Origin of the sequence: Ligilactobacillus sp. RTP31139st1_D10_RTP31139_211217, assembly GCF_040226755.1 — a bacterium.
Classification (GTDB): Bacteria; Bacillota; Bacilli; order Lactobacillales; family Lactobacillaceae; genus Ligilactobacillus; species Ligilactobacillus animalis.
Genome location: NZ_JBCOAR010000005.1, coordinates 26,789 through 51,065 on the forward strand (window position 1 = coordinate 26,789; position 24,277 = coordinate 51,065).

General features: G+C 41.9%; 18 protein-coding genes. 1 reads left to right on the forward strand and 17 read right to left on the reverse strand.

The features are described from left to right. Window positions 1–6: 6 nt before the first annotated feature. The 16 genes from purH to ABT996_RS04200 all read right to left on the reverse strand — a co-directional run bounded on the left by purH (window position 7) and on the right by ABT996_RS04200 (window position 21,605). Window positions 7–1,545 (reverse strand): bifunctional phosphoribosylaminoimidazolecarboxamide formyltransferase/IMP cyclohydrolase, encoded by a 1,539-nt coding sequence (gene purH / locus ABT996_RS04125; RefSeq protein WP_035449284.1) that lies wholly within the window; start codon window positions 1,543–1,545, stop codon window positions 7–9. 2 nt (window positions 1,546–1,547) lie between these two features. Next, window positions 1,548–2,126: a phosphoribosylglycinamide formyltransferase gene (purN, locus tag ABT996_RS04130; RefSeq protein ID WP_010689226.1), complete on the reverse strand. Its 579-nt coding sequence runs from the start codon at window positions 2,124–2,126 to the stop codon at window positions 1,548–1,550. Between the two features lie 11 nt (window positions 2,127–2,137). Next, on the reverse strand, window positions 2,138–3,178 hold the full coding sequence (gene purM / locus ABT996_RS04135) for a phosphoribosylformylglycinamidine cyclo-ligase (RefSeq protein ID WP_035449285.1): 1,041 nt from the start codon (window positions 3,176–3,178) through the stop codon (window positions 2,138–2,140). Continuing rightward, window positions 3,175–4,629 carry an amidophosphoribosyltransferase gene (purF, locus tag ABT996_RS04140; RefSeq protein WP_035449287.1) on the reverse strand — a complete coding sequence of 485 codons (1,455 nt, stop codon included), beginning with the start codon at window positions 4,627–4,629 and terminating at the stop codon, window positions 3,175–3,177. Before purF ends, purM begins: the two co-directional genes overlap by 4 nt. Further along, complete coding sequence (gene purL, locus ABT996_RS04145) at window positions 4,605–6,830, reverse strand: phosphoribosylformylglycinamidine synthase subunit PurL (protein WP_010689229.1); 2,226 nt, start codon at window positions 6,828–6,830, stop codon at window positions 4,605–4,607. The genes purF and purL overlap by 25 nt, the downstream gene beginning before the upstream one ends. Then, entirely contained in the window at window positions 6,830–7,513 is a 684-nt protein-coding gene (gene purQ, locus ABT996_RS04150) for a phosphoribosylformylglycinamidine synthase subunit PurQ (protein ID WP_010689230.1), read from the reverse strand. Before purQ ends, purL begins: the two co-directional genes overlap by 1 nt. Further along, the gene (gene purS / locus ABT996_RS04155; protein WP_010689231.1) at window positions 7,513–7,761 is read right to left on the reverse strand and encodes a phosphoribosylformylglycinamidine synthase subunit PurS; all 249 of its coding nucleotides are present in this window, start codon (window positions 7,759–7,761) and stop codon (window positions 7,513–7,515) included. Before purS ends, purQ begins: the two co-directional genes overlap by 1 nt. Continuing rightward, a complete protein-coding gene (purC, locus tag ABT996_RS04160) occupies window positions 7,761–8,480 on the reverse strand; it encodes a phosphoribosylaminoimidazolesuccinocarboxamide synthase (RefSeq protein WP_010689232.1) in 720 nt (239 codons plus the stop codon). Before purC ends, purS begins: the two co-directional genes overlap by 1 nt. Before the next feature lie 226 nt (window positions 8,481–8,706). Next, complete coding sequence (locus tag ABT996_RS04165) at window positions 8,707–9,849, reverse strand: class C sortase (protein WP_010689233.1); 1,143 nt, start codon at window positions 9,847–9,849, stop codon at window positions 8,707–8,709. Between the two features lie 69 nt (window positions 9,850–9,918). Further along, window positions 9,919–11,616, reverse strand: coding sequence for a SpaH/EbpB family LPXTG-anchored major pilin (locus tag ABT996_RS04170; protein WP_035449290.1), 1,698 nt, complete (start codon window positions 11,614–11,616; stop codon window positions 9,919–9,921). Beyond that, window positions 11,606–12,742: a SpaA isopeptide-forming pilin-related protein gene (locus tag ABT996_RS04175; RefSeq protein ID WP_035449293.1), complete on the reverse strand. Its 1,137-nt coding sequence runs from the start codon at window positions 12,740–12,742 to the stop codon at window positions 11,606–11,608. Before ABT996_RS04175 ends, ABT996_RS04170 begins: the two co-directional genes overlap by 11 nt. A gap of 3 nt (window positions 12,743–12,745) precedes the next feature. Further along, entirely contained in the window at window positions 12,746–15,994 is a 3,249-nt protein-coding gene (locus ABT996_RS04180; protein WP_035449296.1) for a VWA domain-containing protein, read from the reverse strand. 334 nt (window positions 15,995–16,328) lie between these two features. Then, window positions 16,329–17,624, reverse strand: a complete 1,296-nt coding sequence (gene purB / locus ABT996_RS04185; RefSeq protein WP_010689236.1) for an adenylosuccinate lyase — start codon at window positions 17,622–17,624, stop codon at window positions 16,329–16,331. 22 nt (window positions 17,625–17,646) lie between these two features. After that, window positions 17,647–18,783 carry a 5-(carboxyamino)imidazole ribonucleotide synthase gene (gene purK, locus ABT996_RS04190; protein WP_103050394.1) on the reverse strand — a complete coding sequence of 379 codons (1,137 nt, stop codon included), beginning with the start codon at window positions 18,781–18,783 and terminating at the stop codon, window positions 17,647–17,649. Next, window positions 18,767–19,255, reverse strand: coding sequence for a 5-(carboxyamino)imidazole ribonucleotide mutase (gene purE / locus ABT996_RS04195; protein WP_029507334.1), 489 nt, complete (start codon window positions 19,253–19,255; stop codon window positions 18,767–18,769). The genes purK and purE overlap by 17 nt, the downstream gene beginning before the upstream one ends. Before the next feature lie 325 nt (window positions 19,256–19,580). Then, window positions 19,581–21,605, reverse strand: coding sequence for a KUP/HAK/KT family potassium transporter (locus ABT996_RS04200; protein WP_035449303.1), 2,025 nt, complete (start codon window positions 21,603–21,605; stop codon window positions 19,581–19,583). A gap of 220 nt (window positions 21,606–21,825) precedes the next feature. On the opposite strand from ABT996_RS04200, the gene ABT996_RS04205 reads away from it, so the two are divergent. After that, the gene (locus ABT996_RS04205) at window positions 21,826–22,554 is read left to right on the forward strand and encodes a deoxynucleoside kinase (protein WP_035449306.1); all 729 of its coding nucleotides are present in this window, start codon (window positions 21,826–21,828) and stop codon (window positions 22,552–22,554) included. 57 nt (window positions 22,555–22,611) lie between these two features. Here the strand turns inward: ABT996_RS04205 and rny are convergent, their stop codons facing one another. Further along, complete coding sequence (gene rny, locus ABT996_RS04210; protein WP_010689241.1) at window positions 22,612–24,162, reverse strand: ribonuclease Y; 1,551 nt, start codon at window positions 24,160–24,162, stop codon at window positions 22,612–22,614. Between the last annotated feature and the right edge of the window lie 115 nt (window positions 24,163–24,277).

Sequence of the window (24,277 nt, forward strand, 5' to 3'; positions counted from 1 at the left end):
CGCCCATTAGTGTCTAAAGTGTCTGATACCTGTAGTCAACATTGCGATCCCATACTTATCAGCCATTTTGATCGAATCTTCATCGCGGATCGAGCCACCCGGTTGAATGATCGCCTTGATCCCATTTTTAGCCACATATTCAACACAGTCATCCATTGGGAAAAAGGCATCTGAGGCTAAAACTGTTTCATCATTGATAAAGTCTTTAGCATGTCCCACTGCGATCTTGGTCGAGTCGATCCGATTAGGTTGACCAGCCCCGATCCCTAATGTGCGTTCAGTATTAGCTACTACGATCGCATTAGATTTAGTGTGCTTGACAGCCTTTAAAGCAAGTAATAACGCTTTTTCTTGTGCTTTAGTTGGCGCTTTTTTCGTAACAACAGTCCAGTCAGCTGGATCTTCTAAAGTCATATCTTGTTCTTGGACCAACAAGCCACCCATGACCGAAACTGTTTCAAAGGCTGGAGTTTCATCTTTAGCACTAAAATCTAACTCTAATAAACGTAAATTCTTCTTTTGTTTCAAAACTTCTAAGGCAGCTGGCTCAAAACCAGGTGCGATAATGATCTCTAAGAATAACTTATGCATTTTTTCAGCCGTTTTGACATCGACTGGACGATTCAATACGATAATGCCACCAAAGATCGAGATCGGATCAGCCGCATAAGCTAGATCCCACGCTTTTTCCAAGTTATCTGCTTGTCCGATCCCACATGGATTCATATGTTTTAAAGCGACCACGGTCGGGCCCTCAAATTCGCGGGCGATCCGCAGTGCAGCGTCGGCATCCTTGATATTGTTATAGGATAATTGCTTACCATTTAATTGTTTAGCGGAAGTGATCGCATATTTTTTAGGTAAAGCATCCCGATAGAACCAAGCCGGTTGGTGCGAATTTTCGCCATAGCGCATTTCAGACTCCAATTCATAGGTCAATGTCAACTTCTCTGGTGCAACTTCATGTAATTGCTCAGCAAAGTAATGGGCGATCATCGCATCATAGCTGGCTGTATGTGTAAAAGCTTTAGCCGCTAACTTTTTACGCGTTGCTAAAGTCGTATTACCTTCATTGTTCAATTCTTCTAAAACTTTCTCATAATCAGCCTTGTCGACGACCACAGTTACATCATTGAAGTTTTTAGCGGCCGAACGCAACATACTTGGACCACCGATATCGATATTTTCGATCGCATCGGCAAATGTCTTGCTAGGATCGGTGATCGTTTCTTTGAAGGGATATAAGTTGACACATACTAGGTCGATCGGTCTGATCGCTAACTTTTCCATGGTTGCAACATGCTCGGGTAAATCACGTCTTCCCAAAAGTCCCCCGTGGATATATGGGTTCAAGGTCTTGACCCGGCCATCCAAGATCTCAGGAAAATTAGTCACCTCTTCTACTGCCAGGGTCTTGATCCCAGCTTCTTCTAACATTTTTTGAGTACCACCTGTCGAAATGATCTCAAAATCATTTGCGACTAATCCTTTGGCAAATTCAACGATACCACTTTTATCTGAAAGACTGATCAATGCTCTTTTCACGCTTACTCTCCTTTAAATATCTGCTTTAGTGCTTGAGGATACAATTCATGTTCACACGCATGGATCCGCTGTTCGAGCGTTTCTAACGTGTCATCTGGATAGATCGGGACATGCTTTTGTAAGATCGCTGGGCCCGTATCTAAGCCAGTATCGACATAATGGATCGTCACGCCGGTCTGACTTTTACCTTGCGTCTGATGATCGCTAAAAGCCCGTTCGATCGCATGTAGACCTTGATATTCAGGTAAATACGCTGGGTGTAGATTAACGATCCGCTTATCATAAGCTAAAACGATCTCTTCACCTAAAACACGCATATAGCCCGCCAAGATGATAAAATCGATCTGATACTTCTCCAAGATCTCCATAATACGTTTTTCATACAAAACTTTGCCCCCGCATTCTTTGACCGTAAAAGTCTCATAGGGGACCTTTAATTTCTGGGCCCGTTTGATCACAAAAGCGTCTGGATGGTCACTAAATAATAGCACCAGCTCAGCCTTGAATTCGCCGGCTTGGAATTTTTGGGCTAAAACTTCAAAATTTGAACCACTGCCCGATGCAAAAATTGCTGTGCGCATCAAATCACCCCTTAAAAATCGATCTCGATCTTAGCTGCATTTTCAGGCCGTTTTACCAGTTCACCGATCTCGTAAAATGGCTCAGCTGCCTGCTGTAATAAGTCTTTGACCGCTGGAACATTTTGCGGTGCAACGGCTAAAACTAACCCGATCCCTAAGTTGAAAGTCTCTAAACAATCAGCTTGCTCTAACTCACCTAGATCTCTCAAATACCCAAAGATCGCCGGTTTGTCCCATGAGGTATAATCTAAGCGTGCCTGTAGCTCGTCGCCAAACATACGTGGTAAATTTTCGATCAAGCCACCGCCTGTGATATGACTAACACCACTTATCAAGCCTTGTTTTATCAATGGCAAAACAGCTTTAACATAGATCCGCGTGGGTTCTAACAATACTTCACCAACACTTTTACCTGAAAGTGCTGCTGGGCGGTCGGCCAAGTCTACCTGATGATCTTTGAATAAGATCTGTCTGACTAATGAAAATCCATTCGAGTGTAGCCCGCTTGAAGGTAGACCGATCAATTTCATGCCCGCTTTAGGCTGGCTTTCATCCAAAAGCTTACTCTTTTCGACCGCTCCGACAGCAAAACCAGCTAGATCATATTCAGTTGGGGCGTACATATCAGGCATTTCAGCCGTTTCGCCACCGACTAAAGCCGCTCCAGCTTGACGACAGCCTTCTGCCACACCAGAAACGATCTGCGCCATTTTAGCCGGATCGTTTTTTCCAGTTGCGATATAATCTAAAAAATATAACGGTTCAGCCCCTTGAGCTAAAATATCGTTGACGCACATCGCGACACAATCGATCCCGATCGTATCATGCTTATCTAATGCCTGGGCGATCATCAATTTCGTCCCTACACCATCAGTTCCTGAAACTAAGACCGGGCTTTTTAGATCTAAGACACTTAGATCAAACATCCCGCCAAAACTTCCTAGACTACCTAGCATCCCTAAACGTGCGGTCGAAGCAACATCTTGTTTGATCTTTTTGACCATTTCATACCCAGCATTAACGTCAACACCAGCTTCTTGATAACGACTCATCGCAAAAAATTCCTTTCTTCTTGTTGCTTGAGTGAGGCTAAATAATCAGCTTCATAATCATACAGCGGGGTCGGATATTTGCCATCGAAATAAGCAACTGTTAGCCCGCCATTTTCGACTTTTCTACCACTCGGGATATCGATCGCCTTGATCAGACTTTCCGTGCTCAAAAAGCCCAGTGAATCAGCCCCGATCAACTCACAGATTTCTTGCACACTGTGATCAGCTGCGATCAATTCTGCCCTAGTTGAAATATCGATCCCATAAAAACATGGAAAGCGCAATGGGGGTGAAGCGATCCGCATATGTACTTCTTTAGCACCCGCCTCTTTTAAAAGTTTCACGATCTGCTTAGAAGTTGTACCACGAACGATCGAATCATCAATGATCGCAACTTTTTTACCCTCAACGACCCCACGCACAGCCGAAAGTTTTAATTTGACACCACGTTCACGCAATTCTTGGGTCGGCTGAATAAAAGTCCTAGCTACATATTGACTCTTGATCAACCCCATTTCATATGGTAAGCCAGCTTCTTCCGCAAAACCCGAAGCAGCTGATAAAGATGAATTGGGAACACCGATCACGATATCAGCATCAACTGGCTGTTCTTTGGCTAACAGACGCCCCATCCGTTTACGCGCAGTATGCACATTGACCCCATGAATGATCGAATCGGGCCGCGCAAAATAAATGTATTCCATCGAACAAACTGCCAATTTAGTGTCGTCAGTATAGTTATCGATGTGCAGACCATCTTTATCAATGATGATCAGTTCACCGGGTTCGACATCCCGGACAAATTTAGCGCCGATCATATCCAAAGCACAGGTCTCGCTTGCAACGACATAGGCTTTATTTTTAAGTTGTCCGATGCATAACGGACGAAAGCCATTAGGATCTAACGCTGCGATCAAGCGATCCTTTTGCAACAATAGAAATGCAAAGCCACCCTTGACTTCATTTAAACTGGCTTTTAAGGCATCGATAAAATCCAGATCGCGCTTTTGCCTGATCAAATGGATCAAGATCTCGGTATCAGAATTAGAGTGAAAAACCGAACCCGCTTTTTCCAATTGCCGCCTAAGACTTTTAGCATTGATCAAATTACCGTTATGTGCCAAGGCAACTTCATCATCATAAAAGTTGAATAAAAAAGGCTGGAGATTGTTGATCGAATCGTTACCACTAGTGGCATAGCGAACATGACCGATCGCAGCATTCCCATCTAAACTATCCAGATCAGCTTCATTAGCAAAGACTTCCGCCAATAAACCTTTATTTCTGAATTGTTTGAGCTTGGTGCCATCACTTGAGACGATCCCTGCACCTTCTTGACCGCGGTGTTGTAGACTGTGTAAACCAAAATATGTCAGCTGATTGGCCTTTTTAGTATCAAAAACACCAAAGACACCACATTCTTCGTTTAATCCTTTGATTTCATGAGGCACGGTATCGCTTCCTCCCATAATTTTTGTGCTTCGCTTACTTCAACTTCAAATTTTGCATCAGTTAAGGTCACGGCTAACTTGGATCCGCCATCTACTTCACCTAAGAAGATCTGCGCTGTCCCTAAAGTTTTTTCAAATTCAGTGCGCTTAGCTTGCGGAACACTGACGATAAAACGACCGGGCGTTTCACTAAAGAAATCTGAACTACTCAAGTTTAACGTTACTTTAGCCCCCAGATCACTATTGAATAATGTTTCGGCTAAACAAACACCCAAACCACCTTCACTAGCATCGTGACTGCTCGTGACCAAACCATTTTGCATGGCTGTTAAAAGTTGTTTCATTACCTTATTCAAATTAGGTAGATCTAATTCATTTAGCGCGCCAAAGATCTTACCAGTTTGCATCTTTTGGATCTCGCTACCTGAAAAATCGGCTTTTGTCTTGGCACCAACTAAATACAAAGCGTCACCCGCATTTTTTACAGTCGAAGGGATGATGCGTTTTACATCCTCGATCAAACCGACCATCCCGACCATTGGAGTTCCGTAGATCGCTTCACCATTGGTTTCGTTATATAAGGATACATTTCCTGAAATAACTGGTGTATCAAAGGCTTCACAGGCTTGGGCCATCCCCGCGACCGAATGGTGTAGTTCATAATAGATCTCAGGGTCATTAGGATCACCATAATTCAAGCAATCTGTCATTGCTAGCGGTAAAGCACCACTAGAGATAACATTAGCACAGGCTTCAGCGACTGCCATCTGTCCACCGATCTTTGGGTCTAAATAGATAAAACGTCCATTGCCATCGGTCGTCATCGCTAAGGCTTTGTTTGTTTTGCGAACTCTGATCACACCGGCATCGCTTCCCGGCCCTAAGACTGTGCTCGTGCGCACTTGTGAATCATAAGTCTGCGTAAACATTTCTTTTGAAGCGATCGTTGGTTGTTGCAACAATGCGAGTAAAGTTTGTTTAGGATCGGTGACTGTTGGGACCCATTGTGGCATTTCCTTAGCTTCGAGCAAACGTTGTGGTACTCTTTCTTGGCTCGGTTCTTCTAAAACATCATCCGTCAAAGTTTTGACTGGGATATCACAGACTACTTGGCCATGATGTTTCAAAAGATACTGACCATCATCCGTTACACGCCCGATCACAACAGCTTCAAGGTCAAAATCTTTGAACAATTCGATGACCTTTTCTTCATATCCTTTATGCACACAAAGTAACATCCGTTCTTGCGATTCAGACAACATGATCTCATAAGCTGACATTTCACTTTCACGTTGTGGCACTTTATCTAACTCTAAGACCAAGCCACTGTCCGCCTTTGAGGCCATTTCACAAGATGATGAAGCGATCCCTGCTGCTCCCATATCTTGGATCCCGACCAACCAATCCTTATGGTCATGGGTCAATTTCAAGCAAGCTTCCATGAGTAATTTTTCCATAAATGGATTACCGACCTGAACAGCTGAACGTTGTGTCTCTTTTTCGTCACTGAAATCACTTGACGCAAAAGTTGCACCGTGGATCCCATCACGTCCGGTCTTAGCACCAACATAGATCACCGCATTACCAACACCAGTCGCGCGACCTTTTTGCATGTCTTTTTGTTCCATCAAGCCGACACTCATCGCATTAACTAAGCAGTTGCCACGATAACATTCATCAAAAGTCATCTCACCGCCGACAGTTGGGATCCCCATACAGTTACCATAACCGCCGATCCCTGCTACGACACCATTGACTAAGTATTTGGTCCGCGCATCCGTCAATTCGCCAAAATGTAATGAGTCAAGTGAGGCAACAGGTCGTGCACCCATACTGAAAATATCGCGCAAGATCCCACCGACCCCAGTTGCGGCTCCTTCATAGGGTTCAACGGCAGAAGGATGATTGTGACTTTCAGCTTTGAAAACGACCGCTAAACCATCGCCGATATCAACGATCCCGGCACCTTCCCCCGGTCCTTGTAAAACACGTTCATTTTTGGTAGGAAATAAGCGTAAAACTGGCTTAGACTTCTTATAAGAACAGTGCTCACTCCACATGACCGAAAATAAACCTGTTTCTGTATAGTTTGGTAAACGCTGGAGCAATTCATCACAGATATAATCGTATTCTTTTTGTGTCAAACCCCATTCAAGATATGGTTTTTGGGTTTTGATCTCTTCTGGTGTCATTTCAGCCATTAGCTTTCCTCCGTTTTAACTGTGCCATTTTCCAATAATGATCTGAAGACGCGTAAGCCATCCTCATTGCCTAATAAAGCTTCTACCGCTCGTTCTGGGTGTGGCATCATCCCCAAAACATTGCCTTGTTTATTGCAGATCCCCGCAATATCATGCAAACTACCATTGGGATTTTCGTCAACATAGCGGAAAACAACTTGTCCATTAGTTTCCAGTTCCGCTAAAGTAGCTTCATCGGCAAAGTAACTGCCATCAGCATGGGCGATCGGCAATTCGATCACTTCATCTTGTCGATATTGGTGGGTAAATGGTGTTTTAGTGTTTTCAACTCTTAAAGGTACTGTCTTGCAAACAAATTTCAAACTATCATTTTGTTTCAAGGCACCTGGCAACAGACCAGCTTCGGTCAAGATCTGGAAACCATTGCAAGTTCCAAAGACCGGTTTACCTGCTTTGGCCATTTTTACGATCTCAGGCATGACCTTGGAAAAACGCGCGATCGCACCACAACGCAAGTAATCTCCATAAGAAAAGCCACCGGGTAGCATCACGGCATCAAAAGCACTTAGGTCTTCACATTTATGCGAAACGTACTCTACATCTGCATCCAAAACCATATGCAAAGCTTCGTAGAGATCGATATCACAATTGGATCCTGGAAAAACAACGACTGCGATCTTCATTAGGCTTCCTCCATGATCTCATAGCGATAAGTTTCAAGATTGAAATTGACCAGTAATTCTTCCGCGACTTCTTTGACGGCAGTTTCGATATCTTTTTTACTTGGATCAAGAGTCACATCAAAAAATTTACCTACCTTAACATCTTTGACTTCATCATGCCCTAATGCATGGATCGCTTGTTTGATCGTGTCACCTTGGGGATCAAAGACAGATTCCTTATAGGTCACATAGATTCTTACGTCAGTCATTATTTTTCCTCCTTTAAAGCTTGTTGTAAGCGGGCCAAAACTTCTTCATAAACTGGAGTCAACTCACCTAGATCTTGTCGATAAACATCTTTATCCATATGAGCTTTAGTTTTTTTATCCCAAAGCCGGCAATTATCAGGTGAAAATTCATCTGCTAAGACTAAAGTTCCATCACTCAAACGACCAAATTCAAGTTTGAAGTCCACTAAAGTCAGATCAGCTTTAGCAAATAATTCTGTTAGCAATTGATTTGTCTTGCGCGAAAGCTCCCAGATCTCGGTGAGTTCGGCTTTAGTTGCTAAACCAAGGGCTAAAGTCTGTGATTCATTGATGAAAGGATCATCTAAAGCATCACTTTTGTAGTATGTTTCTTCAACTGGTGTCTCAAACACCAGACCATCTTCAACTCCAAAGCGGGTGACAAAGTGTCCAGTAGCTATATTACGGGTCACCGCTTCGAGTGGAATGATCTCAACTTTATGTACCAATTCTTCTGTCGGGGATAACTTTTTGATGAAGTGGGTCTTGATCCCTTGTTTAGCTAAATATTCAAAGACCAATGTCGAGATCTCATTATTGATCTGACCTTTACCCTTGATCTGATCTTTTTTCTTGCCATTCAAAGCAGTTGCCTGATCCATATAAACGACCCGTAAGACTTCTGGATCATCTGTGCTCCACATTTGTTTTGCTTTTCCTGTATAAATTACTTCGCCCATGGCTATATTTTTGCTCCTTTAACTTTAAAAACGAACTTTAAAACGACATACAACAAATATAATTCGATAATTTACATCTATAAGATAACAAACTCCTTCTATCACGTCAACAAAAATACCGAATATTTATTGTTAAAATTTTAAAAATATAAACTTAAATATATAAAACAACAAAATAAAGTTCGTGTTTTGGCACACAAACATACCAAAACACGAATTTTATCATTCAAAAGATCCAATTATATCCATTATCCAGATGTATCACTTTAGGTCGTTGCCACTTCTTAGGATAAAATTTCCCCTGCTGCTCACTACGTTTCTTGATACCCACTACCATCCGTTCCTTTCTCGTAGCATCTTCCAACAAAATACTATAGAGTCCACCCGGCAAATGGGCGAAACGAACTTTACCTTTGGCATCGCTTTTGACTAAATACGGTCGCCCATTGCGCTGTAAAAGTTTTTTGCCTCGCTTGTCATATAAGCCAAATTTTTTGCCACTGAGCGGCCGACCATCAGCAGCGACACAATAAAATTCTAGATCAAATTTTTGCTTCTTCAATAGTGCACCATAGATCGTAGTAACTAAAAGATAGAGTAGCCAACCAAATATTAGCGCACAGGCGAGTAAGATCAGCATATTTTTGATAAAATTGCGCCAGACTGCATCTTTACTTTGTTCGTCCATTTTGGCAGTATACGGGATCCGGTGACCCTTTAGCACCAAACGATGTGTATTCAACATGTACGGGGTGCAAGTCAAAAGTGAGGCTAGATCTCGCCCTGGCTCAGCTTGTAAGATCGATGTATCGCTTGGTAACACAGTCTTTATCTCTTCGATCTGATAAGCGAGCTTTTTATTGTAGACTTCAAAAATAAAGATATCACCTTTTTTTAATTTGTTGAGATCAGTAAATAATTTTCGCTCAGGTAGACCACGGTGGCTGGATACTACACTGTGTGTCCCTTTTCCACCGACTGGATAAGCGGTCCCATCTAAAACGGCAGCTCCATACTGGATCGTTTGACTATTTGTCGTATCAAACAGCGGAATATCGACCGCGATCTTAGGGATGATCACCTTACCGATCAAATGTTTCTTTAGATCGACCTTTGTCTTATTCGAAGTATTTTTAAAGGGATCGTTTTTTGCCTTTTCAGTTGCTTGTTTATTCTTAGCCTCTAACTTGGCCAAACGTGTAGCATTCTGCTGCGTATTTTCACGGGCGATCTGCCCCACCCGATAACGATCGATAAAATTATTCAAAGCCCCGACGTAAAAGGGGTAGAGCGCGATAATGACGCCAATGATAAAAACTATGATCAAACCAACTTGGAGCCAAACACCTTTTTGCTTTGTTTTTTTCATAGCTCATCCTTTCTGAAGTGTAATAAAAAAGAGGTCAAGTTTCCCCGCCTCTTTTTAGTCTAATTTGACTTAGACATTGTCATTTTTTCTAACACGACGGAACCAAACATAAGCACCGCCCATTAAAGCAAGACCGATCACTAAGAAGATATAGATCCCGTAACCACCAGTTGAAGGTAACAGACCTTTCTTAGCATTTTTAACTTCAATTGGTGCATTTTCGGTCTTTTGATACGTATCCTTAGCAACCTTAAAGTCTAGCGCTTCACCCTTAGCATAGCCTGTTGGCGCTTCGATCTCGACTAATTTATAATCACCATATGGTAGATAGTCCAATTTGATCCTACCATTTTTATCAGAAGTATAAACGGTCGCATCACTGCTATCTTTCACCCATTTGAGGTCATTTCGACCATTAGCACTCTTGTTGAATTTCACATAACCAGATTGCTTTGGATTATCAGTTTCTGTATCAAAGACTACAAATTTTGCACCTACTAAAGCTTTACCTGATTGAGCATCGATCTTTTGGAAGTTGTAACCACCTACAGCTAATGGCTTTTCAGCTGTTTTTTCAAGGACTATAGCAGCACGCAAAGCAAATGGTGTTGTCACACGTGTCGTTTCACCTTCAGTTGAAGTCTGATCATCTTTAGTTGTATCGGCTGTAACTGTGACCTTGTTATCTACCGGATCATCCATTGAAGCTTCTGTCTTAGCTAAATAAGCATAGTAAGTGATCTCTAATGTTTCCCCAGCTAGATCAGCATTTTGTTCACCCGTGATCTTCATTTCAAAATAGGAGTTCCCACCTTGTTGTTTATCTTCATGATGTTTGACTTCAGCATCGACTGTTTTACCATTGTAGGTCGCTACCACGTTAGCAACTTGAGCGTTTGAGTTCAAGGAATCAACGATCGTATCGACTGCTTTACCATTGGCGTCTTTAGCAACTTTTTCTGGTAACACGATACCAATACCCGGATCATCGACGATCGTCAAACCATTGTCAGCATCAAAGATCGTTGTCGCAGGCACATTGTAAGTTACCTTGTATTGAAGCAAACGACCAACACGCGGAGATAAGATCATATCATCGATCGCATTTACGCCCCATGCATTAGTGTGGTGGTGAACTGTGTCATCTAACAATTCTTTAGTGAGCTTACCTTCATAACTATCCTCATTTTCCGCGTTCTTTGGATAGACATGGATATTTTCTAAGACCTTGCTGGTCACTTCACCTTTATCATCGTACGCATACATTGGCATTGTTAAGACCATCGGAGCAGATTTAGTCGTGATCGCACTTGGTGATTTAGTTTCTAAAACAATATATGTCTTGAATTTGTCATCAACTTTAGTAGCTAGACCTTCAAAAGTCACATCCCCATTTTTATCGGTCAATTTTTGTTCAGCCGCTACAGTAGCTGGCTTAGCATCAGTATACTTATTGACCATCGCATCTGTAGCCGTTTGAGCATCCTTTGTTTCAGCTAGTTTTTTGATATACTCTTCTGTAATATCATAGACTGTAAATCCAACATTAGGTAAGGCTTCCCCACCAAAGTCTGGCATCAGATCACCAGTATTTGGCTTATCTCCTGGCAAATTACCATCCTTAAAGACGCGTTTGTGTACTGTGATATTGACATTTTCTGGAATATTTTCATCCGCATTGACTGTCTTTGCACTAGCCAAACTTAGGATCAAAACCGAAGCAACTAACAACAAACTCATAAAGAGCGCTTTAAGTTTATTTTTCATTTTTCCCACCTCTTTTTTTTCTTTGACGTATGAATTCAACAACTGCAAAACTTACCAGTAAGATCCCGATCAAAGAGACCAGGCCTTTCTTCTCACCCAATTGGGCTAACATTCCACCAACACTTGACCCTTTTGGCCCACTGTTATCAAAGGAAGTGTTATCGTTATTTCCATTATCAGTCGGTACGGTCGGTGTTTGATTTGGCTTATCTTCTGAAATGGCATAGTTTAAGATCTTAGGTGCGGTCGTAAAACTACTTGGGACCATCCCAGCTACCAATTCAACTAATTGAACGCCCGCCACTGTGATCTGCATGTCATCAGCAACAGTCACTGCGATCCGTTTAGCCGCTTCAGAAATGCTGTAGCCATTTGGTGCTTTGACTTTACTAAAGAAGTATTGTCCCGGTGCTAATTCAGAATCGTGCAAGACCAGACCTTGTTCATCGGAAGTAAACTTCTTGACCCGGGTATCATTAGCCGGATCATCACTAGCTACAAAACTTGTTTCATCTATTGCAAGATATTGCTTTTCACCGGCAACTTCTTGCCCTAAGACAAATTGCGCATCCGCTAATGCTATCTGCTTGTCGCCATTGACACCGTATTTATAAAAATACGCACAACTCGTCAATTTGACCGGCTTGGTGTAAAGCTCCACCGTATTTTTAGGTGTTCCATCTTCATTTTGTAGCGGTAACGAAAATGCTAGCGGTAAGATCGTTTGGCCCTTGATTGCCTGATCTTGCACGATCAAATACGCATTATCATTGCCTGCTACTTTAAAATGAGCTTTTCCCATAACATCGGTCGTCACAGTTTCGACTTTTTTGATCTTGTTATCTGCCAAATACTGCCTTAACTGTTGTGCTGACAACTGAGAGAAACTTTCGATGAATTTCTGCGCATCAGCTGGCGTTTCTTGCGCTTGATATTGCTTAGAGATATCATAGAGCGATAAAGCGATATCTGCTCCGTAAACTAGCTCACTGCCATCAGGATTTTCAAACTGATGCTGAACTACAACTTGTAAGGGTTCTTCTGTTACATCAGCGCTGACTCTTTGTCCCAAAAGCGGCAGACAAAGTGCGATCAATAAGAGTATCGATTTGAATACTTTTTTCATGACCTACACCCCCCGCTTCTTGATGATAAAGCGTCTAGCGACAAAAGCAGATCCGGCCAAGACCGATCCAATGAGTACATAGAGCCAAAGACCTGGTCCACCTGTTTCTGGTAAGATCCCAGCTGGGAAGTTATTGACTTTTAACTCGATCAAGTTATGCCCCGTCGTAGTCAGTTTTAAATTACCTTTACCGTTCAACTCACCATCTTCAGTGATCGTAAATTCGATCTCATCACTTAATTTCACATAACCAGCAGGCGCTTTGACTTCTTTTAAGACATATGCACCTGGACGTAAGTTAGTTACTGTAAAGATTCCATCCTCAGTTGTAGTGATATCATAACGTTGACCTGTTTCATCCGTTAATTCAAATTCAGCCCCGGCCAATGTCTTTTGGGTCAAGGCATTAACTTTTTTGATGGTCAGATCAGTATCTTTTAAGCGGTTCGCCCGGGAAATGATCAATTTTTCAGCATTAGTCTGATCTAGATAAAGTTGATCTAACTTTTCAGTCTTAGCGGCTGTGATCTCTTTTCCATTTTCATCGAACCACTTTTCGTCTTCCCATTTGAATTTGACCACACTCTCATCGAGCTGATACCCGGCTGGAGCGCTGATCTCTTGGAGCCCATAATGCCCGGATTTAAGATCATCTAAAACATTTTCGCTATCAGCAGTGATCGTCTTTTCAAAAGATCCATCTTGGGTCTGCCACGCATCGGTGTAACGGATCAACTTGAATTTAGCATCGGCTAGAGGCTGACCATTCGTAGTATATTTTGCAACGCTTACGCTCCCCGTTTTCAGTGGTGTATTTTCGACCCTAAAATCAAGTGTATTTTGATCATCACCTGTAGTTAATTCGACTTTGACATCTTTAGGCTCGTTCTCAAACTCGACTTTGCCAGCTTCTGTGATGGTGAATTTAAGTGGTGCAGTCAAAAGTTTGTGATCTACTGGAGCTTTTGTCTCTGTCAACGTGTACTCGCCTGGAGTTAAACCACTGAACTTGAGCTTAGTTTTAGCGTCATTAGCGTATTCGAATTTGATCTGTTCACCCTTAGCATTCACTAACTCAAATTCAGCCCCAGAGAGCTGTTTGCCCTTAGTATCTGTTTTGGTCAAATTCAACGTAAATGGTTTAAGTATATTATATTTAACACCTGTCAAGATATAAGCGCTATCATTTGAAAAATTCAAATAAAAACCATCTTGCCCCGCTTCCAAATTGGTTGCAGTGATCTCGTTATTTGCTTCATCGAAGAATTTTCCATTTTTGATGCTGAACTTGAGCGCATTTGGCTCGGCTTGATACCCAGTTGGCGCTTTGGTCTCGATCAAAGCGTAGTGCCCATTTTTAAGGCCACTCATGATATCCTTGCTATTAGCAACTAGTTTCTCGTTGAAACTTGGATCTTCAGTTACAAATTCGTCACTGTATTTGACTAACTTGAACTCGGCGCCATCTAACTTAGCATCACTTGGACTAGCACGTTTTTCGACCTGTAGACCTAACTCAGTATTGATGATGCGCCATTTATTTTCACCAAGATGTTCGATCTTCGTGTTAAAGCCCTCTACGGCAGTTTCTTCGCTGACTTGATAGTTGTAGTCAACCCCAAGCTTATTATATTTAGCTAAGGCTACTTCTTGACCGTCAGCTAATGTCAATTTATCAAAAGTCTTTTGCCACTTGTCACCGGCAGTCAATACACCACCAGCTGTTTGCCACTCATCGTCTCCAGCAACTTTACGAATGACTTTGAAACCGATGTTTTCTGGCAATTCTGTTTGACTAAAAGTCTTCCACTCTTTAGTGATATCGATCGTCGTTCCCGAAGCTTTTCCAGATGGGATCCCAAATTTTGCGCCTGGGATCTCATCAGCTGTCAACACCGTTTCTCCACTCATCGGATACCACTTATTTGGCACAAAATCAGCCGTCCCCGTCTTTAAGCGAACTTGGTAGTGAAACTGAACTTCATCTCCCTTACCAAGATTGATCTTGCCAATATCAATATGATCTTCATATTCTTTTGCCCAAGGTGCTTCTAGCCGAGAAAGTTCATTTTCCCCTACAGAAGTAATACCAACTTGTTCACTAGCAAATTCGTATTGTTCCCCTAATGGGATCACTATACTACCATTTTTAATGGTATCAAAACTACTGATAACATTGTCAGCTTGACTCTCTAAATACTCTTTGATACCCTTCGATGATGATTGTCGCGAATAATGACCTTTATTAGCCAGCAGTTCCATTTTAGCGCTATATTTATCAGCAATACTTATACCCAAGACATTAATAACAATATCAGTACTATTTTTTATATTTCTTGCCTCACCTAATGTAGCTGGCCAAGTACTATCTATTTTAAAACCATCAACTGTATACGTCATATCCCAGAAGAAAGATGATGGAAAATTCTCACTGCTACCAATGCCTTCCGATTTCTCGTAGTCGAAAGTTTCTCCATAAACTTCTCCACCTTCACTTATTGCACTTTCTACATGGTAAGAATATGTGGGGGCACCATCAGTTAGCAAAATGATCATCTTTTCATCACTTTTACTCCCACTAAATATATCCTTGGCTTTATACAATCCGTCTTGTATAAAGGTCCCACCTCCAGCTTCCAAAGCTTTAACTGTGCTCTTTAGACTCGTCCCATTGTTAGAAACTGTATCTAAATTTTCCTGTACAATAGCCGTATCGTCATAGCTCACTAGCCCTGCACGGATATTATCGCCTAGTTTCGCCTTTTCAACATTATCGATAAAATCATTGATCCCAGCCTTAACATTGTCTAACCGCTCACTATCCCCCATACTACCCGAGGTATCAACCACGAAAACTACATCAACCGTTTTTTCTTGGCGGACCGAATTACCGCGAACATTCAAAAATACATCAAAAGTACCTGGAGTAGCAGTCTCACGTGCGAATTTTCGAATCATAAAATCCGGATCATCCACATTGCCGTGTTTAAGGTATGAATTAGTGGTATCACTTGGATCACCACTCCAATTCGTATTATTGTCACAACCACTGACGGTCCCACCTTGATGGTTGATGACATTTTCTTGACCTGTTGGTTTCCAAGAATCTGTTGGATAAGTTCCTGTATCGTCAGTAGTGTACACTGGTTTAATATTATCTCCATAAGCCTGTACACTTTGACCAAGTAATGGTAAAAGTAGGCAAATGATCAAAAGTAAAGCGCATACATTTCTCACCAATTTAGTTTTCATCCTCTTCATCTCCTTTCCTTACCAAAAACTAACCCAAAGTTATACATATAGCTTAAAATCAATTTTTGTATCAATCCTCCCAACCTCTACAAACACCATAAACTACATAACAATATCAAATAATATACCTAAGATTATATATATTATTTTCATCCTTATCGCATCTAATAAAGAAACCGTTATCAATATATTTACTCCTTAATTTTTTCATAAACTTCATAACTTTTATCAAAATATATTATGATTTTTTTATAAAAGCATAAAAAAGCCTCGATCACATGGAACCAACTCCACCGATCAAGGCTTTTTAAATATTAAATTTATATTATAGACACTATTCTAAACCAACACGTTTAAAAATATCATCAATATGTTTCAAGTGCCAGTGATAATCGAATGCATCATCAAGATCTTCTTTAGATAAGCGGCTCATGATCGTTGCATCACTTTCAAGCAATGGACGGAACTGTGTTTGTTCATCCCAAGCTTTAGCTGTATATGGTTGCACAAGGTCATAAGCTTCTTCACGACTCATCCCAGTATCAATCAACTTTAACAAGACCCGACCACTGTAGATCAAGCCAAATGTCTTATCCATATTGCGCTTCATGTTTTCTGGGAAAACAGTCAAGTTCTTCACGATCCGACCAAAGCGATTCAACATGTAATCGATCAAGATCGTTGTATCTGGTAAGATGATACGTTCGGCAGAAGAGTGCGAGATATCACGTTCATGCCACAAAGCAACATTTTCATAAGCTGTGACCATATGACCACGGCAAACACGAGCTAAACCACAAATATTTTCTGAGCCGATCGGGTTACGCTTGTGTGGCATTGCAGATGAACCCTTTTGCCCCTTAGCAAAGTATTCTTCGACTTCACGCGTCTCTGATTTTTGTAATCCACGGATCTCAGTTGCAAATTCTTCCAAACTTGTAGCGATCAAAGCTAAGGAAGCCATGTAATCAGCATGCAGATCACGTGGTAAGACTTGGCTCGACACTTCTTGGGCACGGATCCCTAATTTTTCGCAGACATATTCTTCAACAAAAGGATCGATATTAGCATATGTCCCGACCGCACCACTGATCTTGCCGGCTTCGACACCCTTAGCTGCACGATCAAAACGTTCGATATTGCGCTTCATTTCTGAATACCAACGAGCTAATTTCACACCAAATGTTGTTGGTTCAGCATGAACACCGTGAGTCCGACCCATCATCACGGTATTTTTATGTTCCCGTGCTTTATCAGCTACGATCTGCGTAAAGTCTTCGAGATCTTTTCGGATGATATCGTTAGCTTGTTTTAATTGATAGCCATAAGCTGTATCGACCACGTCTGTGCTGGTCAAGCCATAGTGGACCCATTTTTTTTCTTCACCCAATGATTCAGAGACATTACGTGTAAATGCGATCACATCATGGTGAGTCACCGCTTCGATCTCTTGAATGCGGTCAACGTCAAATTTAGCATTTTGCTTTAATTTTTCGACATCTTCAGCTGGAATATGGCCTAATTTAGCCCAGGCTTCATCAGCTGCCAATTCAACTGCTAACCAACATTCAAATTTTTTCTCATCTGTCCAAATTGCAGCCATTTCAGGCCGTGTATAACGTGAAATCATTAATGATTCTCCTTTAATTGTTTTAATCCCAAACTTGAGTTGCTTTGATCTCAGCTAAAGTCTGTTCTAGATCGTCAGTCAAGATCGTAATATGCCCCATCTTACGATCGACTCTAACATCTTTTTTCCCATAGTCATGGAAATGCCATTGTGGCTTTTGGGCGATCAAGTCTTCACTTAAAGCCTTATGTTGCCCTAAAATATTGACCATAATAGCTGGTTTCAACAATTCGATCTTCGGCATTGGCCAATTCATGACCGCCCGATTATGTACATCAAATTGCGAGAAGTTGCAGGCTTCGATCGAATAATGTCCTGAATTATGCGGGCGGGGTGCTAGCTCATTGACGTAGATCTCACCGTCCGGCTCTACAAAAAGTTCAACCCCCAAGATCCCGCGTAAATTCAAACTTTGGGCGATCTTTATTGCGATGGCTTGCGCTTTTTGCTGTTCCTTTGGTGTGATCCGAGCCGGTACGATACTTTCATGCAAGATATGGTTACGATGGATGTTTTCACTGACCGGAAAGACTGTCACTTCACCCTTAGCATTTCGCGCGACCATAACAGAGCACTCCAAAGAAAAGTTCACAAATCCTTCTAAGATACATGTTCCTTGCGCGAGTAATTCACTGGCAGCGTCAAGATCAGCCTTTTCTTTGAGTGTAAACTGGGCTTTACCGTCATAGCCCCCTTCACAAGTCTTTAAAATACTTGGCAAACCTAACTGAGCTACTGCTTGTTCAAGCTCTGTCTTTGTCTTGACTGCTCTAAATGGAGCGGTCTTTAAGCCGTGCTCATGCAAAAAAGTCTTTTCAGCTAAGCGATTCTTAGTTATCCGTAGTAGTTTTGTCCCTTGAGGCAATAATTTAGCATCTGTTAAATGTTCTAAAGCTGCTAGATCGACATTTTCAAACTCATAAGTCAAGACATCAGCTCGCTTGGCTAGTTCTTCTAAAGCCGAAAAATCGTCATATGGCGCCACGATCTGTGCATCAGCTGCCTGTCCAGCTGGACAAGTGGCATCAGGATCTAAAATGATCGTCTTTAGCCCCATCGCTTTAGCCGATAAAACTAGCATTTGCCCCAATTGTCCACCACCGATGATCCCGATCGTCTGTCCTTGTTTGAGTTGCACTGCATCAGCCAAGAAGATCACCGCTTTCTACAGCTTTATCATGCATTTCCTGGCGATAAGCAAGTAGGTCTTTTTGGATCGTCTTATCGGTAACACCCAGGATCTGCAACGCCAATAGAGCGGCATTTTTAGCGCCTGCCACACCGATCGCAGTAGTTGCGACTGGAACCCCCGCTGGCATCTGAACGATCGATAACAATGAATCTAGGCCATTTAATGCCCGCGATTGGACGGGAACACCAATAACTGGCAAAACAGTATTAGCAGCGACCATCCCAGGTAGATGAGCCGCACCACCAGCACCCGCAATGATCACTTCGACTCCATTATCTACAGCGTCTTTAGCAAATGTCATCATTTCTTCGGGCATCCGATGAGCTGAGATCACAGCCTTATCATATTTTACACCAAATTCATCTAAAACAGCAGCTGTATTTTTCATGGTCTCCCAATCAGAATAGCTGCCCATCACAATACTAATTCGATTACTCAATCTAAGTGCCCGCCATATCTATGTGGGATCGCATAAAATACGACCGAAAGTGATATAGCATATCCTTTCCTGGTTATTTTCAAACAAGCTCTGTTCAAAAGCTTGGGGGTCCCACCGCTACCACACTATTCCCAGCGGCTATCAAGATCTTGATCAGCCCTCAAGTTGCTTTAAGCATAACAAAGTGACCTATAATTGTCAAAATAAAAATCGAACTATTTTTCTAAATATAATAATTTTATCCGTATAATCTATAAAAAAACACACAAACACATTTAATTTTAAGGAAAACACGAAAAAGCACCCAATAACTGGGTGCGATCAACTATTCGCAAGTACTGCGTTTGATGTCCTTAGGATTTAAGATGACCCGTTGCTCGATCACAGGTACCGAACGTTTCTTCAAGAAAAGCGGGACCTTTTCTAGGTGGACTTCACTAGTTTCAAGGCCAAACCACTGAACTGGTGTCGTACTGTGATTTTGGATAAAGATCCGGGCCGAGATCAACAAACGCATCCAAGCCGGGATCCGAGTATCTGGCGATAAAACTTCTTGGATCGCTAAAACAGAAAAGTTACCCACGATCCGACCAGGAGCTGTTGTATACTTTTGCGGCTGTTCATCGATGACATCTTTTTGCATCAGATCAGAAACTATCTGATAGAGATATAAGTTGACGCTTGGATTCATCTTGTAGCCTAAATATAACTGTAAATTGACGATATTACGCGTGCCAAGCATATCAACTGTATAGTAGTTAGTGTATGGTTCATCGGTCGTATTGACCGTCACGAACCAGTAGACTTTAGCGCGCTTAGGCTTTTTATCTAAGATCGAATACAGCAATTCACGTTTGACACTAAGATCGCGTTTTACTTTAGCTAAAACGATCAAGTTATCTGTAAAAAGTGGTTCACTTTCATCTTTGGCTAGTGCTTGTAACATTGACTTATAATCCTTTAAATTGATCATCTCGGAGCGATCTGCATAACGCTCACGTAGCCGATTTCCAAAGAACCAAACAAACATCAAGCCTAAGATCAATAAGGTGATAAAGACCGTCACATAACCACCATGCATGAATTTACTCAAGCTAGCAGCTAAAAATATCAATTCGATCACACTAAAACAACTTAAGACCAAAACAGCACTTAGCGGTTTTTCTTTAAATCGCAGATACTCAAATAATAATAATGTGGTCATCAGCATCGTCAAGGTGATTGCTAGACCGTAAGCTGCTTCCATATGCTCAGAAGTCTTAAAGTAAAATAACACGATCGTCGTAGTCAAGCACAATAACCAATTGACTGCAGAAATATAAATCTGCCCGCGGGAAAGACTTGGATACTCAACTTTCATCCGGGGTAAAAGTTTTAACCCAACCGCTTCTTGGACCAAGGTAAATGACCCCGTGATCAAAGCTTGGGACGCGATAATAGCCGCTAACGTTGCCAAAACTACACCAAACAAATACCAATCTGGACCCAAAACAGCATAGAATGGATTTTCAAAGTTAGTTTGAGCTTTTATCTGAGCTAGATGTGTACTCAAATATGCTCCTTGGCCAAAATAATTCAATACAAGTGCCGTGCAGACAAAGGGCCAAGTTAAATAGATGTTGCGTTTTCCAACATGGCCCATATCTGAATACAGCGCCTCAGCCCCAGTCGTTGCCAAAAATACGCTCCCCAAAATAAAGATCCCAACTTTATTTTCGGGTGAAAACAGTAATTTTAACCCATAATGTGGTGACAAGGCAGCTAACATCCCCGGATCGCTAGCTAAATTGATGAGACCAACGATCGCTAAAAAGCTAAACCAGATAAACATCACCGGGCCAAAACCTTTACCGATCAAACTCGTCCCAAATCGCTGGATCAAAAATAACACTAATAAGATCACAAACGTTACGATGATCACACTATTTTGCGATGCGATCGGAACATTTTTACCAAATGCAACTCCCTTCAACCCTTCGATCGCACTGGTAACAGTCACTGCTGGGGTCAGGGTCCCATCAGCCAACAAAGCTGCCCCACCGATCAATGCGGGAACGATCAGCCACTTTTTTTGATGGCGTACCAAAGCATAGAGGGCAAAGATCCCCCCTTCACCGTGGTTATCTGCTTTCAATGCGATCAAAACATATTTGATCGTCGTCATCAGCATCAATGTCCAAAAAACTAACGAGAGACAGCCAATAAGGTATTCACGGGTCAGGTATTTGGGACTTCCTAAATCCGCTAATAAAGCTTTCATCACATACAAAGGCGAGGTCCCTATATCACCATAGACGATCCCCAGTGTGATCAAAGGCCCTAAAAATAGCTGTCTTTTTTGTTTTTTCATTGTCTCACAAGCCTTTCTGGCAGGCTATCATCTTACCTACAGTCTGCCCATAAAAAATTTTACATAGAGAAATATATGCCTCTCGTAACAATTAGTCAAGTAATCCACCATGTCAACCACCCCAGTCTAAAGGTAGGGGGATCCCCGCCAATTTCAATTGAAAAACAAGCGTTAAAAATGTAAGATAGTTAAGTACATTAACCGAGAGGATGAACTTTCTATGATCACACTAGCTGGGATAATCGGATCAGGTAAATCAAGCCTAACACAGATCTTGGCTCAAGAATTAGGCTCAGAGCCATTCTTTGAACCCGTTGAAGATAACCCTGTCTTACCATTATTTTACAAAGGCAACGAGATAGCAGCCAAAAAGCGTCAAGCTGGCGATAAGGATGCTACTAATCCTTATGCCTATCTCTTACAAACTTTCTTTTTAAATCGTCGTTTTATGATGATGAAGCAAGCGATGCAGCAACCAAACAATATTCTCGATCGCTCGATCTACGAAGATGCGATGTTCATGAAGATGAATACCAATATGGGAAATGCCACTCAGATCGAATATGCGACCTATCAAGAACTTTTGGGACATATGTTGACCGAACTCAAGGCTGCTACTCCCGCTAACGATACCGATCTGATGGTCTTGATCAAAGTTTCCTATGATACGATGATCAAGCGGATCCAAAAGCGCGGGCGTAAATATGAACAGATCTCAACTGATCCTTCATTGATCGAATACTACCAACGTCTCTTACGCTATTACGATGATTTTGAAAAAAATTACGAACTCTCTCAACTATTGATCATCGATGGTGATAAATACGATTTTGTCGAAAATCAGGCGGATCGTAATTACGTTTTAGACTTGATCGAAGACCGTTTAGTCACTCTAGGCAACTTAAGTGCTAAACAAGCTGAGAAATTAAAACAAGCACGTCATGCCTAATAAAAAAGCTGTAGCCCTGATCGGACTACAGCTTTTTTGATACAATTGCTAAAACCATTACTTAGCATATTCGACCGCCCGTGTTTCACGAATAACGGTAACTTTGATATGCCCTGGATATTCAAGTTCTTCTTCGATCTTATTTCGAATATCACGTGCTAAAACAGTTGCCTCAAGGTCGTTGACCTCATTTGGTTTAACGATGATCCGAACTTCACGCCCGGCTTGGATCGCATAGCTCTTCTTCACACCTTCAAATTCATTAGAGATATTCTCCAATTTTTCAAGACGGTGAATGTAGTTTTCTAACGATTCACTTCGAGCACCTGGACGTGCGGCTGAAACAGCATCGGCTGCCGCAACTAAAACTGCGATCGTTGATTTCGGTGCTACATCACCGTGGTGGGATGCGATCGTATTGACAACAACATCGTTTTCTTTATATTTCTTCGCCAATTCTACCCCGATCTCAACGTGCGAGCCGTCAACTTCATGATCGACTGCCTTTCCGATATCGTGTAGTAAACCTGCGCGTTTCGCTATTGTAACGTCTTCACCTAACTCAGCCGCAAGGACCCCTGTGATCTTAGCAACTTCGATCGAATGATCCAATACGTTTTGACCATAACTTGTCCGATAATTCAATCGTCCGACCGTCTTGATCAAATCTGGGTGCATTGAATGGATCCCAAGATCAAAGATAGCTTCTTCACCAGTCTGGCGGATCCGGCTATCCATTTCCTTAGTGGCCTTTTCGACCATTTCCTCGATGCGTGCCGGATGGATCCGACCATCTTGGATCAATTTCTCTAAGGCCATTTTGGCGATCTCGCGTCTTACCGGATCAAAACCACTCAAAACGACAGCTTCAGGCGTATCATCAATGATCAGATCGATCCCTGTCAAAGTTTCAAGTGTGCGAATATTCCGCCCTTCACGCCCGATGATGCGGCCTTTCATCTCATCATTTGGTAAGTTAACGACTGAGACGGTGGTTTCGGAGACCATATCAGCTGCGCTACGTTGGATAGCCTGTGCGATCAAACTCTTAGCCTTTTTATCAGCTGTAGCTTGAGCTTGAGCTTCACTTTCCTTGATCATCACAGCTAATTCATAATTCAAACTGTTACGCGTCTCTTTAAGAATAAGCTCCTTAGCTTGGTCTTTTGTCAAAGCGGCGATTTCTTCCAGCTTATCTTTTTGTTTTTGTTCAAGCGAAGCGACTTCTTTGCTCTTTGCATCTAATCTTTGTTGCTCAGCACTCAACTGATCTTCTTTTTGTGTGAGTGCTTGTTCGCGTTTGTCTAAGACCGAATCCTTGCGATCAAGGTTCTCCTCTCTTTTCAACAAACGATTTTCTTGTTTCTGAACTTCAAAGCGTCTCTCTTTCAATTCGCCTTCGACTTCTTTACGGTAGCGATGACTTTCATCTTTTGCTTCCAGTAAAGCCTCTTTTTTGGCACTAGCAATAATACCTTTGGCCGTTTGAGTTGCGGCATCTAGCGATTGTTCATAACTACGCTTTCGATAAAAGATTCCTAAAGCAAAACCTAGCACTAAAGTCAAAACAGCGATTGCGAGGATGGCACTAATAACAGTATAGTTCAAGTTTGCACCTCCGCGATCTATTTTATCGTGGTAAATCGACGGCTTAGGTCTAATTTACACACAATAATATTTTAATGTTTAATGTTGGTAAATGTCAATCATTATCAGTCTGTTT

Coding starts and splice junctions, on each gene's coding strand:
- purN (WP_010689226.1), bottom strand. CDS start 2,126: ATGCGCACAGCAATTTTTGCATCGGGCAGTGGTTCAAATTTTGAAGTT.
- purM (WP_035449285.1), bottom strand. CDS start 3,178: ATGAGTCGTTATCAAGAAGCTGGTGTTGACGTTAATGCTGGGTATGAA.
- purL (WP_010689229.1), bottom strand. CDS start 6,830: ATGGCTGAAATGACACCAGAAGAGATCAAAACCCAAAAACCATATCTT.
- purQ (WP_010689230.1), bottom strand. CDS start 7,513: ATGAAGATCGCAGTCGTTGTTTTTCCAGGATCCAATTGTGATATCGAT.
- purS (WP_010689231.1), bottom strand. CDS start 7,761: ATGACTGACGTAAGAATCTATGTGACCTATAAGGAATCTGTCTTTGAT.
- purC (WP_010689232.1), bottom strand. CDS start 8,480: ATGGGCGAAGTAATTTATACAGGAAAAGCAAAACAAATGTGGAGCACA.
- ABT996_RS04165 (WP_010689233.1), bottom strand. CDS start 9,849: ATGAAAAAAACAAAGCAAAAAGGTGTTTGGCTCCAAGTTGGTTTGATC.
- ABT996_RS04170 (WP_035449290.1), bottom strand. CDS start 11,616: ATGAAAAATAAACTTAAAGCGCTCTTTATGAGTTTGTTGTTAGTTGCT.
- ABT996_RS04175 (WP_035449293.1), bottom strand. CDS start 12,742: ATGAAAAAAGTATTCAAATCGATACTCTTATTGATCGCACTTTGTCTG.
- ABT996_RS04180 (WP_035449296.1), bottom strand. CDS start 15,994: ATGAAAACTAAATTGGTGAGAAATGTATGCGCTTTACTTTTGATCATT.
- purB (WP_010689236.1), bottom strand. CDS start 17,624: ATGATTTCACGTTATACACGGCCTGAAATGGCTGCAATTTGGACAGAT.
- ABT996_RS04200 (WP_035449303.1), bottom strand. CDS start 21,605: ATGAAAAAACAAAAAAGACAGCTATTTTTAGGGCCTTTGATCACACTG.
- ABT996_RS04205 (WP_035449306.1), top strand. CDS start 21,826: ATGATCACACTAGCTGGGATAATCGGATCAGGTAAATCAAGCCTAACA.